Origin of the sequence: Actinomyces gerencseriae DSM 6844 (assembly GCF_000429265.1) — a bacterium.
In the GTDB taxonomy this organism is placed as follows: domain Bacteria; phylum Actinomycetota; class Actinomycetes; order Actinomycetales; family Actinomycetaceae; genus Actinomyces; species Actinomyces gerencseriae.
The window spans coordinates 85,685-100,441 of record NZ_AUBN01000014.1; the positions used below are offsets into that span (position 1 = coordinate 85,685).

The window sequence follows — 14,757 nt, forward strand, 5'->3', positions numbered from 1 at the left end:
AGTCGGGCGGGAAGGGGGCATCGTGGCGGAGCCTGACGGCTGAGAGGCGCCCCGGTCCGGCCGCCGGGGGCGCGGGACGGCCGCCGGCGCCCTCAGGCATGGGGCAGCGGGAAGTAGTTGAGCCGGTCCTCGTCCAAAGCGCGCTCCCGCCACCCGAGCTCGACGGCCAGATCCTGGACGCGACGCCGCCCGAGGTAGGGGAAGGCGGCCGGGGCGTTGCCGACGGTGCCGGGGGCGATGACGCGCACGACCCGCATGCCGGTGCTGGCGACGTCGGGGGTGGTGATGTCGACGACGATCGCGCCGATGCCGTGGCGTTCGAGCGCGCAGCGGTAGTGGTCCGCGGGGTCGCCGGCGATGTCGGGCACGGTCGCCCGATCCCGGTGGGTCGAGGGCTCGAGCAGGGAGCTCATCGCCCGTCCCGCGCGCGGATCGAGGTAGACCTGCTGCTGCACCATCAGGTCGTCGCAGTCGTGCATGTCCGACCGGAAGTCGTCGAGGTAGCGGCGGTCCCGGCGCCACGGCTTGAAGGCGCGCCCGTTGAGCTCTCCGGCCGCCATCACCTTCCAGTGCAGCCCGTCGGAGCGCAGCAGATCGCGCGACCCCTCCTGGAGGGTGAAGGCCTCCGTCAGCGCCTTGACCGCTCCCTGGCGGAAGCGGGGCCTGGCGGAGAACCCGATGTTGACCAGCCGGGCGTCATCATCGTGCACGATCGCGGCCGCGACGGGCACACCGAACTCGTTGTCGAGGTTGAGGTACGTCGCACGGCACGGCGGCTCGATGACCGGGCCCCCGAGACCGGTCACCGCGGGCAGGGGGTGAGCGTTCAGCCACCAGACCATCGTGGCGTGCCGTTCGATGATCTCCTCCAGGGCGCTGCGCACGGCGAAGGCCTCGTCGGGCCCCGCGGCGATCCCCGCGAAGGAGCAGAAGTTCGTGGGAGGCGCGGCCGCCAGGCCCGCGGAGTACCAGTTGACGTAGACGAGGGAGGCGGGGACGAGGACCGGCGAGTCGTCCGCGATCCACCGGCCGTGGACCCAGTGGACCCGCAGGTCCCGGCTCAGGGGCACGAACGGGAAACCGGGGGCCGCGTACTGCTCCTCGCTGTACAGGACGAGCTCGCGGGGGTCGAGCACGGGCAGCCCCCGGCGCCGCAGCTCGTCGTAGGAGCCCCAGGTGACCGGGAGCGTGTCCAGGACGTTGCCGCAGTAGCGCTCGACCGACTCCCCCAGGGCCGCCAGGCGCGCGCCGGCGGCGTCGGAGAAGGCTGAGCCCTGGCACAGGATGTTGTTCGCCCAGGGGGTGACGGCGCGGATGTCCGCGACGTCGGCCTGCCGCGTCATCAGCGACCGGGGCGCACGGGGGTGGTGGTCCACCTCGCGCACCCGCAGCACTATTCCGGTCCGTTCATCGATCAGGTGCTCCCGGGAGTGGTCCCGGTACCGGGTCCGCCGCCCCGGCATGGGCAGCACCGGATGCCGCAGGTGCTCGACGCCGTCGGCGCCCGGGACGATCTCATGGAGCACGTCACCGTGGGCCGCTTCCGGGCCCGCCGACGAGTCGAGGCTCTCGCAGGCGTCCGCGAGCACGTCCAGGCCGGCGTCGAGCAGTGCCGGCAGGCGCTCCGGCGCGGGCCCCTGGTCGCCCCCGGGCGGGAAGCGCCGCAGCAGCCGGTGGACGCGCGGCTCGCGCGCGGCGGCCAGGCGACGGGCGGCGGCATCCTCGTAGGAGGCGCCGACGCCGGGAGTGACGAGGGGCCCCACCCACAGCCGCCCTCGGCCGAGCTCGACGGGGATCCAGGGGACCCTCATGTCGTGGCAGATGCGGTCCATGTCGATGAGGTCGTCCTCACGTGCGCCGCGCAGGGCGATGACGAGGGGCAGTCCCAGCTCGAAGGCCCGGTTGACCGCGGCCCTGGCGCCCTCCCAGGGGAGCTCCAGGACGGAGCCCTCCGGGCGGTGACGCCGGGTCAGGGCGCGGACCATCCCCTGGTCCCCGGTCATGACCGCCCGCAGCCCGGGGCGGGAGGGGGCCGGGCGCCCGATGGTCTCAGTGCGCTCAACGGCCCCAACGACGGTCTCGCCGATCTCAGCGGCCTCGCCGGTCCCGCCGTCCGCCCCGGAGGGGCGGACGGCATCCACGACGAGTCTGCGCAGGGGCTCGGCCGCCCGCGCGAGGTCCTCACCGATCAGGTCCCCCCTCCCGCAGCGCCACAGGAGCAGGAGCGTCTGGGCGACCTCCGCGGGAACGTCGATCGTGAAGTGCCTGTCCTCGATGCTGAGGACGCATCGTTCCGGCTCCAGCGGACGGATCTCCGCGCCGATGGTCGACGCCTGCGCGGAGGCGAGGATCGGAGGGGACGCGCTGCGGGGCGGGGGTGTGGGGCTCATCTGGTCCTTCTCGACGGGTTCGGGCGGGGAAAGGGGGCGGACCCGGGGCGCGGGGAGCCGGAGGCGCCGGCTCCCCGCGCCGGTGCGTCAGCCGGTCCAACTGAAGGACGTCGCGACGTGTCCATGGTGGTTCGAGTTGGGCGCCAGCACCGTCTCCGCGGCGCGACGCTCCTCGACCTCGACGATCGTGATCTCGGGCATGGGTTCACCTCCTCTCCTGATAGTCGTCAGCGGAACTTCCGGGGACGGAGGTCCCGGGGGCCGGCTCGGCGGCGGCCTCGGGGGCCGGCTCGCTCTCGGGGACAGTGACCTCGGGGGCCGGCTCGGCGGCGTCGAGCACGGCGCGGTAGACGGGACTCGTCCGGCGCAGGACGTCGTGCGGGCCGACGGCGTCGACCCGTCCGGCCCGCAGCAGGGCGACCCGGTCGCAGGAGCTCATGACCGCGACGCGGTGGGTGATGATGATGGTGGTACGACCCTTCCTGGAGGTCAGGAGGGCATCGAGGAACTCCGCCTCGGTGCAGGTGTCCAGTCCGGCGGTGGGCTCGTCGAGCACGAGGACGTCGGGGTCGCGCAGCAGGCCCCGGGCGAGCCCGAGGCGCTGTCTCTCGCCGCCGGACCACGCCGCCCCGCGCTCCGCGAGCACCTCGTCCAGCCCCTCGGGAAGGGCGCGCACGCGGTCGGCGAGGCGGGCCCGCTCGAGGGCCGTCCACGTCTCGTCCTCGTCCGCATCGGGAGTCAGCAGGTTGTCGCGGACGGTGGCCCTGAAGACGTGCGTGTGCTGGCAGACCAGCACGAGTCGCTCGCGAGTCCGCTCGGGGGCCTCGGCGGCGGTGTCGATCCCGCCGACGAGGATGCGGCCCTCCTCCTGGGCGACGAGCCGCGCCAGGGCCAGGGCCAGCGTCGTCTTGCCCTCGCCACTGGCCCCGACGACGGCGCACGACCGCCCGTCGGGCACCTCGAGGTCGAGGCCGTCGAGCACCGGGGCCGAGCCGCCCGGATAGCGCACCCGCAGCCCGGTCACCCGCACCGAACCGGCACCACCGGTAGCAGCGTCGGCGTCGGCACCGGCACCGGCACCGGCGGCACCGCGTCGCCCGGCGGTCCCGGCCGGCGCGGCGGGGCGGTAGCCGGGGACGGCGATGAGAGCGTCGACGCGCCGCGCCGCCCCCGAGGTCTCCCCGAGCCTGCCGAGCGCGCCCGTCACCGCCAGGGCCGGGGACAGAGCCGTCCCGGCCAGGGCCACGACGACCGGCACGAGTCCGGCCCCGATCCGCGAGTCCGCGGCCGCGCGACCCGCCAGGAGAACGGCCCCCAGGACGAGGACGACCGAGGTCGCCTCGATGAGGGCCTGCTCGACGGCCGTGCGCACCGCCAGCGCGCGACGGGCCGCCTGGACCTCGACGGTGGAGCGCGCCACCTTCCCCGCGACCTCCTTCAGGCGCCCCAGGAGCACGGTCTCCCGGGCGCAGGAGCGTGCCGCGAGCGCCTCGGACGACAGCCCCGTCAGCGCCGCGCGCAGGCGCGCGCCCTGCCGGGTGGCGAGGGGGAGCAGCACCAGGGGCACGGTGATGACGACCGCCTGGGCGGCCGGTACTGCCAGTGCGAGGGGTCCCAGCCACGCCACCGCCGCGGCGGACAGGACGAGGCAGGCGGTCAGCCCCGCGACGACCTGGGCGGCCGTGTGCGCGTAGAACCACTCCATGCTCTCGACGTCGGCCATGGCGGCGGCGACCGTGTCCCCCGAGCGGCGGTGCGCCAGCCCCAGCGGGGCGATGCGGGCGATCGCCCGGTGCACCTTGAGGCGGATGACGTCGATGACCCGGTAGGCCAGGACGTGGGAGAACCACTGCTCGAGCCAGGAGACGACCCCGAGACCGACCACCGCCGCGCACAGACCGGCGAGAAGACCCGTGGGCGCCCCTGCGCCGGATGGCGCGACGGCGTCCACGGCCAGGGCCGAGGCCGTCGCCACGGAGAGCACGGTGGCGACGACTGCCAGCGCGATGCCGAGCCAGATGGTCACGGCCACGGCGGCGAACAACGGGCCCTGCCCCCGCAAGTGCCCGGCCATGGCCAGGACCGGGCCCACGATCCCGGTCAGACCGGTGGCGCCCGCGGGCGCGCCGTCGACGGTCGCACCGGGGGTCGTCCCAGGACTCAGCTCGGTGGTCGCCTCAGCGGGCGCCCCCGCGGTCGCCTCAGCGGTCATCGCACCGCCTCCACGGTCTCGGGGCGCCCGTCCTCGGCCTCGACGAGGGCCCGCAGGGCGCCGTCGCGGGCCAGGAGCTCGTCGGGAGGCCCCTGCTCGAGGACGCGCCCGTCGCCCATGACGACGACGTGGTCGGCGATCCGCGCGAGGGCCAGGCGGTGGGTGATGGCGATGACGAGGCGGTCGGAGGCGCCGCGCAGCCGCTCCACCAGGCGTGCCTCGGCGGCCGGGTCGAGGGCGGAGGTGGCCTCGTCGAGTATGAGGACGCGCCGGTCCTGCACCAGGCCGCGGGCGATGGCGACCCGCTGCCGCTGCCCCCCGGACAGCTGCGCCCCGCCCTCGCCCGAGGCGCTGTCCAACGTGAAGGAGGCGTCGTCGCCGATGCCGCAGGTACGCGCAGCCGACTCGACGGACGCGTCGGCCCCGGCGGACTCACCGCGCTCTCCGGGTCCGGCGCCCCCGACCACCCCGGCAACCCGCTCGGAACCGATCGGACCTCCGGACTCCTCGGGCAGCCCCAGGGCGATGTCCTCGCGCACGGTGGGGGCCAGCAGCACGGGGTCCTGGGGCACGAGCGCGACACGGGCGAGGAGCTCGACGGGATCGCGGGCGACGCCATCGAGCTCGATCGCCCCCCGCTCGGGGGCCAGGAGTCCGACGAGCGCGCAAGCGAGGGTGGACTTGCCCGATCCGGTGGCGCCGACGACGGCCGTCAGCCCGGAGCGGAGATCGAGGTCGATGCCGCGCAGGGCGGGCTCCTCGGCCCGCGGGTAGCGGGCGCTCAGCCCTCGTACCGCGATGCCCGGGGGACGGCCGCAGCCGGCCGGCGCGTCCGCCCGCTCGTCATCACCCCGCACCGCGACGCCCGGGGATCGGCCGGCCCCGCGAGCCCCGCCGGAGGGGAGGGCAGCCCCGCCCCCCGGGCGGTCCCGATCGAGAAGATCCATGACGCGCGGCCCCGAGAAGGTGCCGAGGTAGCCGGCGTGCCACAGGGCGGCGAGATCCCGCAGCGGACGCACGAGCTCGGCCGCGAGCAGGACGAGGGTGAAGATCTCCAGGGCGCTCAGCTCGTGGCGCCGCACGGCGACCACGACCAGGACGAGGGCCGGGACCGCTGCGAGGGCGAAGCCGGACAGGCCGGACTCGATCAGGGACACGCGAAGCTGGCCCATGGTCCGCTCCAGGAGGCGGCGGGAGGCCCGGGCGAGTTGGGCCTCCCGCCGCCCGTCGGCGCCGAAGGCGACGAGAGTGGTCATGCCCTGCATGGAGTCGACGAACTCGGCGTGAAGATCCTCGTAGGCGTCCCAGTGATCGGCGCCCCTGGCGGCGAGAGCCCTGTCCCACAGCCGGGGCAGGACGGGCACCACAAGGGTGGTCGCAACGGCGACGCCCCCGGTCGCGGGGTCGATGACGGTCATCATGCCGCCCACCGTGGCGACGACGGCGACGGTCACGCCGATCTGCGGGAGGTACCCCGACAGGTAGGCGTCGAGGTTCTCGATGCCGTCGACGACGACGGCGTGATCCCGGCCCGTGCGCCCGGCCGCGGGGTCGAGCGCACTGCGGCCGACGAATGCGGTCAGCGCCCGCGCCCGCAAGGATGCCTTGACGCGGCTCATGGCGTGCTGGGCGAGGAGCTGGCGCACCAGGACCAGGAGGGGACGGGCCAGGAGGACCCCGGCGAGCGCGACGGCCGGGGCGAGCAGGTCGGGGTCGCGGAAGGACGATCCGGAGATCAGGGCGGCGAACACGCGCGACGTGAGCAGGGCCTGGCCCGTCCAGGTGGCGGCGACGGCGGTGCCGGCCAGGACGAGGGCGGCGAGCATGCCCCGGTGATCCCTCCAGAGCCCGAGCAGGCGCAGGTGCTGCATGGGGACGGCTCCTCCTCACGGATCTCATGCGGGCGCGCCGGGTACCGGGCATCCGGCGGTGCGACAGGGACGTGCGACGGGACGGGACGACGATTTGCCCATCACTTGATGCAAATGATTATCATCTGCGTCGTGAGCATACGAACGCGCCCCCCGCGAGTCAAGCCGGCGACGCTCGCCCTGACGCTGCTCGGCGCCGCCGTGCCGTTGGTCGCCGTGCTCTCCGTGGGCGCGGGCCAGCTGGACGCCTCCCCCGCCGAGGTGGTGCGGGCGCTCCTCCACAGCCTCGACGGCACGGGCGGCGCGGACGTCGACCCGGCCCTGGAGACCGTCGTCCGGCAGCTGCGCCTGCCGCGAATCCTGGTGGGCCTGTGCGCGGGGGCCGTCCTGTCGGTCGGCGGCGCCTGCCTCCAGGCCGTCGTGCGCAACGACCTGGCCGACCCCTACCTCCTGGGAGTCTCCTCCGGCGCGTCCCTCGGAGCCGCCCTCGTCATCGCCGGGGGCGCGGGCGGCGCGGGCGGTTCCGCCGGTGCGGTCGGCAGTCGACTGATGGCGGCCGGCGGTGCGCTGACGGCGACCGGCGGGGCGTTCCTCGGCGCCCTCGCGGCACTCGCCCTGGTCATGGCGCTCGCCGGGGGAAGCAGGCGCCTGTCGGGTTCGCGCCTCGTCCTGGCCGGGCTCACCGCGGGCTACTTCCTGTCCGCGATCACCAATCTCGTCGTCGTCCTATCCGACAGCCGCGATGCCGTGCGCGCCATCACCTTCTGGATGCTCGGGTCGCTGGGGCGCTCATCGTGGACGGACGTGCCGGTCCTGGCCTGCGCCACGGCGCTGACCCTGGGATACCTCGTCCTACGGGCCCGCGCGCTGGACGCCATCGGCCTGGGGGACGACGTCGCCCGCTCCATGGGAGTGGACCCCTTCCGCCTGCGCCGCTCGACGACGGCGGTCGCCGCCCTGGGCGTGGCCGCCGCCGTCGCCGTGAGCGGGGCCATCGGCTTCGTCGGACTCGTCGTGCCGCACCTGGCACGGCGTCTGGTCGGCGCCGCGCACCGCGCGCTCCTGCCCGCCGCCGCCCTGCTCGGCGCGCTCGTGCTCGTCGCCGCGGACGCCCTGGCCCGCACCGTCCTGGCCCCCAGGGAGATCCCCCTGGGCATTCTCACGGCCCTGGTCGGCACACCGCTGCTCATGTGGATGATGCGCCGCCACCGTCCGCAGCCGCGCTGAGACGCCGTTGCCGGCCGCCCCCGCGCGCCCGATGCACCCGAACGCACCCGATACGATTCAAGGAGCTCCCATGCACCGACCCTCCCTCCGCACCCTGGCCGCTGCTGCGGCGGCGACCCTCGGCCTGACCCTGACGGGCTGCGGCGCCACCACCACCGCCGGGGCCCCGGCCTCGGCCGGCTACCCGCTCACGGTCGCCGACTGCGGCCGGGACGTCACGATCGACTCGGCGCCCCAGCGGGTCCTCACGATCGGCACGGCCGCCGTCGAGCTGCTCGACGCCACCGGTGCGAGCGACCGCGTCGTGGCCCGCACCGGGGAGTTCGGCGCACCGCTTCCCGCGGACCTGAAGAACCCGCCGTCGGACGACCTCATCACCGATCCCTCGGATCCCACGACCGAGGAGATCATCGCCGCCGAACCCGATCTCGTCCTGGGGTACGGCCTGTTCAACGCCGACGCCCAGCAGCTCGCCGACACCGGCATCGCCCTGCTGAACGTTCAGGCCGAGTGCGGCCACGACGGCGGCTCCTCCGCCTCCCCCGCGACGCTGTCGACGGTGAGCGATGACGTCCGCCGTCTCGGCACCGTCTTCTCCACCTCATCGACGGCCGACGCCGCCGCCGACGCCCTCGACCAGCGGGTGAGCGACGCGCGCCGCGACACGACTTCCGGCGGCGGCACGGGCCGCACCGCCGCCTGGGTCTACTACTTCTCGTCGCAGGACCCGCTGTCCGCCTACGGGGGCGGGGGGCTGCCCGCATCCGTGCTCGAGGACGCCGGCCTGACCAATGTCTACGCCGGGACTCACGACGCCTACCTGAACGTCTCGGTCGAGAGCCTTCTGGAGCACCAGCCCCACTGGATCGTGCTGGGCTACGGCCTGTACGGGGAGAGCGCGGAGGAGGCCCGGGCCGCGTTCCTCGCCGAGCCCGGCGTGGAGGCGCTCGAGGCCGTCTCCGCCGGCCGGATCGTGCTCCTGCCCGCCGGAGCCTCGTCCTCCAGCCCTACGGCGGTGGCCGGGCTGGAGCAGCTGGTCTCCGCCACCGCGGAGTGAGCCGGTGAGCACCGTCCTGCGGGCCGCGGACCTGCGCGTCCGCCTCGGCGGCGCCCCGGTCCTGGACGGGGTGAGCCTGCGCGTCGAGGAGGGCGAGAAGGTGGCCCTGCTCGGCCCCAACGGATCGGGCAAGACCACTCTGCTGAGGGTCCTGGCGGGCATCGCGCCGCCCACGAGCGGGTGCGCGACCCTCCGGGGGCGGGACCTGCGCGAGATCCCGGACGGACGACGTGCGCAGATGCTGGCCTTCCTGGCGCAGGAGGAGCACACCGACCTGCCCTTCACCGCGCGCGACGTCCTGCTGCTCGCCCGCGGCGTCGGTCTGAGCGACTGGCGCCCCTACCGACGGGCGGACCACGAGGCCGTCGAGGCGCTGGCGCAGCAGTGGGAGCTGACCGGGCTGCTCGACCGCACCCTGCAGGACATGTCCGGCGGGGAGCGCAAGCGCGTGCTCCTGGCCCGGACCTTCGCCCAGGGCACCCCCGTCGTCATCCTCGACGAGCCGACGAACCACCTGGACCTGCGCCATCAGCACGAGGTGGCCGCGCGGGTGGCCGACTCCGGGCGCACCGCGCTCATGGCCCTGCACGACCTCGACGTGGCGGCCGCCTACTGCGAGCGGGTCGTGCTCATGAGCCGGGGGCGCGTCGTGGCGGACGGCGCGCCGGCCGAGGTGCTGACGGCCCGCGCCGTCGAGGAGGTCTACGGCGTGAGCGCCCGCCGCGCCGACGTCGACGGCCGCGTGCGCCTGCTCGTGGGCCGATAGCGGAGGCGGCCGGGTCCGGGCGTGGACGACGCCCTCCACACTCCTCCTCCCCTCGCCGAGATCGGTTCAGTTCCGGCTCGAGATCGGTTCCGACCCGCGGACCCTCGTCCCGAGAGCGTTGACGACGCGCAGGCCGTCGGCGGTCGGGGATGTTCACGATGAGCGAGAACGTGTTCCGAGGACCGGGAGCGGTCGAGCATAAGGATGCGGCCCTCGCCCCGGGCGATGAGCCTGTCGGGGGCGGGGTCGTCCCGCCCGCACTGGTGGTCTGGCCGACGCGGGCATTCCGAGCGTGTCCTCCGCCTCCTCCAGGATCTGCCACTGGTAGCCCCGCAGACGTGAGCATTCCTGTTCGAGTCCGACGACGGCGCCGGGGGCCAGGAGCGGGCCCGGTCCCGCGTCCGCGGAGGAACAGCGCAGTGAGACATGGCGGGCGTTGACCGAGGAGCCCGGTCCCGCGTCCGCGGAGGAACAGCCCCACTGGCGCACCGCCTCGGCACATCGAACTCGACATTTCTGCGCGAGTCCGACGACGGCCCCGTTGGACTCGCGCGGAAATGCCGGTCTCGTGCAGAGATGCCCGTCTCGTGACCCCGGCAGCCGGGCGCGACCCCACCGGACCGATCTCGATGCGGAACTGAACCGATCTCGGTGCGGAACTGAACCGATCTCGGCGAAGAAGACGGGCCGGGTCCGGGAGTCGCCCCACCCGCACGAACCCGGCCGCCCCGCAGGCACGCCTCCCCCTTTCGTCGGATATCCCGGTCATGTCGGCTCCTTCGACGCATTCCAGCGCCATGACGCCGATTCCTAGCCTTGAGGCATCATCCGGGACCTGCCCGGGTCTCGGTCATCTCGGACATCCCAGTCACCTCGAAGGAGACGGTCATGCCTCACGCCCCATCCCTCCCGCACCGGTCCCCCCAACCGGCGCCGGGCCCCACCACCCCGCCCACCGACGTCGTGGTCGAGGCCCGGGACCTCACCAAGGTCTACGGCTCCGGCGAGGCGCGGGTGGCCGCCCTGGACGGCGTGAGCCTGACCGTGAGCCGCGGCCAGTTCGTCGCCGTCATGGGCCCGTCGGGCTCGGGCAAGTCCACCCTCCTGCACTGCCTGGCCGGCCTGGACACCCCCGCATCCGGGCACGTCCTCATCGCCGGCCGCGATCTGGCCGGCATGAACGACAAGCAGCTGACCGCCGTGCGCCGCGACCAGCTCGGCTTCGTCTTCCAGGCCTTCAACCTCCTGCCCACCCTCACCGCGGAGGAGAACATCCTCCTGCCCACCCGCCTGGCCCACCGCACCCCCGACCCGAACTGGCAGAACGCCGTCATCGCAGCCCTGGGCATCGGCGACCGTCTCACCCACCGCCCCGCTGAGCTCTCCGGCGGCCAGCAGCAGAGAGTCGCCATCGCCCGCGCTCTCATCGGCCGCCCCCAGGTCGTCTTCGCCGACGAGCCCACCGGGGCCCTCGACACCGCCTCGGCCGCGTCCCTCCTGCAGGCGCTGGCCCGCATGTGCGACAACCTCGGTCAGACCGTCGTCATGGTCACCCACGACGAGAACGCAGCGGCCGCCACCAACCGCGTGATCCGCCTGCGCGACGGACGGATCATCGGCGACGACGCCGTGCGCCGCCCGACCAGCACGCACGCCGCGGCGGCTCAGGCGAGGCCGGCGGGCGCAGCAACCCCGGCAGGCACAGCAGGCGCAGCAGCCTCGGCAGGCTGGGTCACTCCCGCGGGACCGGCAACCCCCACGGACCCGGCAACCCCCACGGGCACAGCAGGCGCAGCGGCCCCGGCAGGCTGGGTCACTCCCGCGGGACCGGCAACCCCCACGGGCACAGCAGGCACAGCAGCCCCGGCAGGGCCGGCGGGTCCAGCAGCCCCGGCAGGGCCGGCGGGTCCAGCAGCCCCGGCAGGGCCGGCGGGTCCAGCGACCCCGGCAGGCCCGACGGCCCCCACGGGCACGGGGACCACCGCCAACACCGCCGCGACTGGCAGGGAGGCCCGCTGATGCCCTCCCTGCTCGACGCGCGCCGCGCCGCTGCGGCCTTCGTGGCCGTGGCCATGAGCGCCGCCCTCATCGCCTTCGCCTTCATCCTCTCCGACTCCTTCCGCACCCAGATGCAGGCCGAGGCCCGCCTGTCCATCGGCGGCGCCGATATCGTCGTCGCCTCGGGACGCCAGCTCAGCAGCACCGACGGCCACCTCGACGACGCCCTCGTCTCCCGACTCGCCGACCTCGACGGCATCGCCTCCGTGCGCGGCGAGCACTGGGGCATCCTCCGACTCGACCTGCCGCGCCAGCTCGCGGGCACCGTGGGCAGCGCGATCATGATTCGGGACGTGCCCGTGCTCAGCCAGTACACCACCCTGGCGGCCGGGCGTCTGCCGATCGGCACCGGCGAGGTCGCCATCGACACCCGCCTCGCCGAGCAGCAGGGGCTCGGCGTCGGGGACACCATCCGCCTCAAGAACGGCTACGACCGCGGCACCAGCAGCACCAACGGCACCGGCGACGCCGACGGCACGGATGACATAGTCCATACCAGCCCGACCATCGTGGGCGTGGTCTCCCCCGGGGCCGACGCGGGCCTGGACAAGGGGACGGGGGGCACCGTCTACGCCACGGTCGACCAGTTCGAGGCCATGGGCGCGATCACCAGCTACAACCACCTGTACGTGACGGCGAACCCGGGGACCAGTACCGGCGCCCTGGTGGACGAGGTCGCCGAGACCGTCCACGCCGTCCGACCCGGCGCCTTCGTGGTGGACGCCGACGACGCCGTCGCCGAACGCGCCGCCTCCGCCCAATCGGGCGGCACGATGGTCGCCATGGTCCTCAACCTGCTGACGCCCGTGTGCGCGGTGGTCGCGGGCATCGTCATCGCCACCACCTTCACCACCCTCGTGGCACGTCAGAACCGCACCATCGGCCTCGTGCGCTGCATCGGCGCGAGCCGCAGGCAGATCATGCTCGCCGTGCTGCGCACCGCCGTCGTCACCGGAACGGCCGGGTCCGTCGTCGGCGTCATCGCAGGGACCGCGGGAGCCGCCCTCCTCATCCGCTCGGGAGTCATCGAGAACCTGGACGCCCACCTCACCATCTCCCCCGTCTCCCTGGCGGGCGCCGTCGTGCTCGGCACGCTGGTCACGCTCGCGGCCGTGCTGCGCCCCGCGCACCGGGCCACCCGCATCTCCCCGCTCGTCGCCCTGAGCGGCAGCACGGTCGGCGCCAAGCGCGTCGGACGCGGGCAGCGGCTGGCCGCCATCACCGGACTCATCATCGCCCTGGCCGGCGCCGTCCTCGTCGTCCCGGGGACGACCGGGCACAACCTCTACATCGTGGCCGGCGGCGCCATCCTCGTCGTCCTCGGGCTCCTGGCGGCCCTGCCCCTGCTGGTGAGCCTCATCGTCGGTCTCATCGGACGCGCCGGCTCCGATGGCCGCTACCCGATCCTCCACCTGGCCGCCCGCAACCTGGTCCGCAACCCCGGACGCTCGGCGGCGACAGCCGCCACGCTCCTCGTCTGCGTCCTGGTCGGCTCGGTCCTGTTCGTGGGCCTGTTCTCCTTCGAGTCCTCCTTCCAGAGCATCGTGAACCAGGGCTCGCCCACCGACATCACGGTCTTCGGTGTGACCCCGCAGACCGACACCGCCGCGCTCACCTCCACCGTCGAGTCGACCGACGGCGTGGAGTCCACGACCCTCGTCCCCAGCCTCGACCTCACCCAGACCGTGGACGGCGCGACCGACAGCATCGACGTCCTGTCCATCGACGCCTCCGCGGTCGCCCCCGTCGTGCGCTCCACCAAGGGCCTGGAGGACCTCGACGACCGCACGCTCATCGTCGGGGAGCTCTACCACATCCCCGACGGCACCGCCGTGACCCTCACCGGCCCGGCGGGCGACGTCGAGCTGACCGCCCGCGTGAGGGAGGGGTGGGGCGCCGCCATCACCCCCGCCACCGCCGAGCGCCTGACCGGTGGGGAGCCGACCGACGCCATCATGTGGGTGCGCACCACGGGCGCCGGTTCCTCGGAATCGGTCGAGAATGCCGTCCGTCAGGCCACCCGCGGCCAGGATCTCATGGTCATGGGAAGCGCGGAGGGACGCAACGAGTTCACGGACCTGATGCACCGGACGGTGTTCACCATCTGCCTGGTCATGGCGGCGGCCCTCATCATCGCCCTGAGCGGGCTGGCCAACACCACGGACGTGAGCGTCCTGGAGCGCACCCGCGAGATCGGCCTGCTGCGAGCCACCGGCACCGACCGCTCGCAGGTCAGACGCCTCATCGTCATCGAGGCCTCCCTCCTGGCCCTCATCGGCGGTGTCCTGGGCGTCGTCATCGGGACCGCGCTGGGGGCGGCGGGCACGCTCGCGGTCCTGAGCGACGGGGGAATCAGCGTCTTCATCCCCTACCTCCCGCTGGCCGGCGTCCTCGCCGTCACCCTGCTCGTCGGCGTCGCAGCCGCACTGCGACCGGCCGGGCGCGCGGGCCGGGTGACGCCGGTAACGGCCCTGGCGACGGACTGAGGGCCCTCTCAGAGCGCGGCCTCCCGCTCCCGGTGCACGGCGACGACGAGCTTGAGGCGGGAGGCCGCCCCGTACTTCCTCATGAGGTGGGAGACGTGGGTCTTGACGGTGGACTCGGCGACGACGAGGCGCTGCGCGATCTCCGCATTGGAGTAGCCCTCGCACAGCTGGGCGAGAACCTCCTGCTCGGCCTCGGTCAGGTCGGGGCGGGCGCCCTGGCGAGCGGGACGCAGATGGCGGGCCACCAACCGGGATGCGGTGGCCGGGGAGATGGTGGTGCCGCCATCGGCCGCGGCGAGGACGGCCCGCACGATCTCCTCGGGGGCCGAGTCCTTGAGGAGGAAGCCGTTGGCCGACTGCGACAGGGCGGCGAGCATGGCCTCGTCGTCATCGAAGGAGGTCAGGACGACGACGGCGATCCCCGGATGCTCGGCCCGGACGCGGCTCAGGAGCTCCAGCCCGTCCATGCCGGGCATGCGCACATCGGTGAGCAGGACGTCGACGGGCACCCTCCGCAGGAAGGCGAGAGCATCCCGGCCGCGGCTGAAGGCGGAGGCGACCTCGATCCGCTCCGAGGAGGCCAGGTAGTTGCGCAGAGCGGTCAGGACGAAGGAGTCGTCGTCGACGAGCGCGACCCGGACCGCCGACGACGGGGATCCGGGCGGGTTCGTGGGAGCCATGGCAGGATGC

9 protein-coding genes are annotated in these 14,757 nt (G+C 74.1%); 5 read left to right on the forward strand and 4 right to left on the reverse strand.

The window, feature by feature from the left end; all coding sequences use genetic code 11:
* Window positions 1–92: 92 nt before the first annotated feature.
* The 3 genes from G448_RS17025 to G448_RS0107320 all read right to left on the reverse strand — a co-directional run bounded on the left by G448_RS17025 (window position 93) and on the right by G448_RS0107320 (window position 6,473).
* Window positions 93–2,390 (reverse strand): YcaO-like family protein, encoded by a 2,298-nt coding sequence (locus G448_RS17025; protein ID WP_051268721.1) that lies wholly within the window; start codon window positions 2,388–2,390, stop codon window positions 93–95.
* A 205-nt stretch (window positions 2,391–2,595) separates the two neighbouring features.
* Window positions 2,596–4,602: an amino acid ABC transporter ATP-binding/permease protein gene (locus G448_RS0107315; RefSeq protein ID WP_026407458.1), complete on the reverse strand. Its 2,007-nt coding sequence runs from the start codon at window positions 4,600–4,602 to the stop codon at window positions 2,596–2,598.
* A complete protein-coding gene (locus G448_RS0107320) occupies window positions 4,599–6,473 on the reverse strand; it encodes an ABC transporter ATP-binding protein/permease (RefSeq protein WP_026407459.1) in 1,875 nt (624 codons plus the stop codon). Before G448_RS0107320 ends, G448_RS0107315 begins: the two co-directional genes overlap by 4 nt.
* A gap of 132 nt (window positions 6,474–6,605) precedes the next feature.
* Between G448_RS0107320 and G448_RS0107325 the strand changes: the two genes are divergently transcribed.
* From G448_RS0107325 to G448_RS0107345, 5 genes are all read left to right on the forward strand, one after another.
* A complete protein-coding gene (locus G448_RS0107325) occupies window positions 6,606–7,700 on the forward strand; it encodes a FecCD family ABC transporter permease (RefSeq protein ID WP_169720831.1) in 1,095 nt (364 codons plus the stop codon).
* A gap of 70 nt (window positions 7,701–7,770) precedes the next feature.
* On the forward strand, window positions 7,771–8,757 hold the full coding sequence (locus G448_RS15595; protein WP_034494693.1) for an ABC transporter substrate-binding protein: 987 nt from the start codon (window positions 7,771–7,773) through the stop codon (window positions 8,755–8,757).
* A 4-nt stretch (window positions 8,758–8,761) separates the two neighbouring features.
* Entirely contained in the window at window positions 8,762–9,523 is a 762-nt protein-coding gene (locus tag G448_RS15600) for an ABC transporter ATP-binding protein (protein WP_034494695.1), read from the forward strand.
* 888 nt (window positions 9,524–10,411) lie between these two features.
* On the forward strand, window positions 10,412–11,542 hold the full coding sequence (locus G448_RS19110) for an ATP-binding cassette domain-containing protein (protein WP_026407461.1): 1,131 nt from the start codon (window positions 10,412–10,414) through the stop codon (window positions 11,540–11,542).
* Window positions 11,542–14,067 (forward strand): FtsX-like permease family protein, encoded by a 2,526-nt coding sequence (locus tag G448_RS0107345; protein ID WP_026407462.1) that lies wholly within the window; start codon window positions 11,542–11,544, stop codon window positions 14,065–14,067. Before G448_RS19110 ends, G448_RS0107345 begins: the two co-directional genes overlap by 1 nt.
* 8 nt (window positions 14,068–14,075) lie before the next feature.
* Here G448_RS0107345 and G448_RS0107350 read toward each other — a convergent pair whose 3' ends face one another.
* On the reverse strand, window positions 14,076–14,747 hold the full coding sequence (locus tag G448_RS0107350) for a response regulator (RefSeq protein ID WP_026407463.1): 672 nt from the start codon (window positions 14,745–14,747) through the stop codon (window positions 14,076–14,078).
* Between the last annotated feature and the right edge of the window lie 10 nt (window positions 14,748–14,757).

What these genes read in the sequence shown, in the direction of transcription:
- G448_RS17025 (WP_051268721.1), bottom strand. Translation starts at nt 2,390, where the DNA reads ATGAGCCCCACACCCCCGCCCCGCAGCGCGTCCCCTCCGATCCTCGCC.
- G448_RS0107315 (WP_026407458.1), bottom strand. Translation starts at nt 4,602, where the DNA reads ATGACCGCTGAGGCGACCGCGGGGGCGCCCGCTGAGGCGACCACCGAG.
- G448_RS0107320 (WP_026407459.1), bottom strand. Translation starts at nt 6,473, where the DNA reads ATGCAGCACCTGCGCCTGCTCGGGCTCTGGAGGGATCACCGGGGCATG.
- G448_RS15595 (WP_034494693.1), top strand. Translation starts at nt 7,771, where the DNA reads ATGCACCGACCCTCCCTCCGCACCCTGGCCGCTGCTGCGGCGGCGACC.
- G448_RS19110 (WP_026407461.1), top strand. Translation starts at nt 10,412, where the DNA reads ATGCCTCACGCCCCATCCCTCCCGCACCGGTCCCCCCAACCGGCGCCG.
- G448_RS0107345 (WP_026407462.1), top strand. Translation starts at nt 11,542, where the DNA reads ATGCCCTCCCTGCTCGACGCGCGCCGCGCCGCTGCGGCCTTCGTGGCC.
- G448_RS0107350 (WP_026407463.1), bottom strand. Translation starts at nt 14,747, where the DNA reads ATGGCTCCCACGAACCCGCCCGGATCCCCGTCGTCGGCGGTCCGGGTC.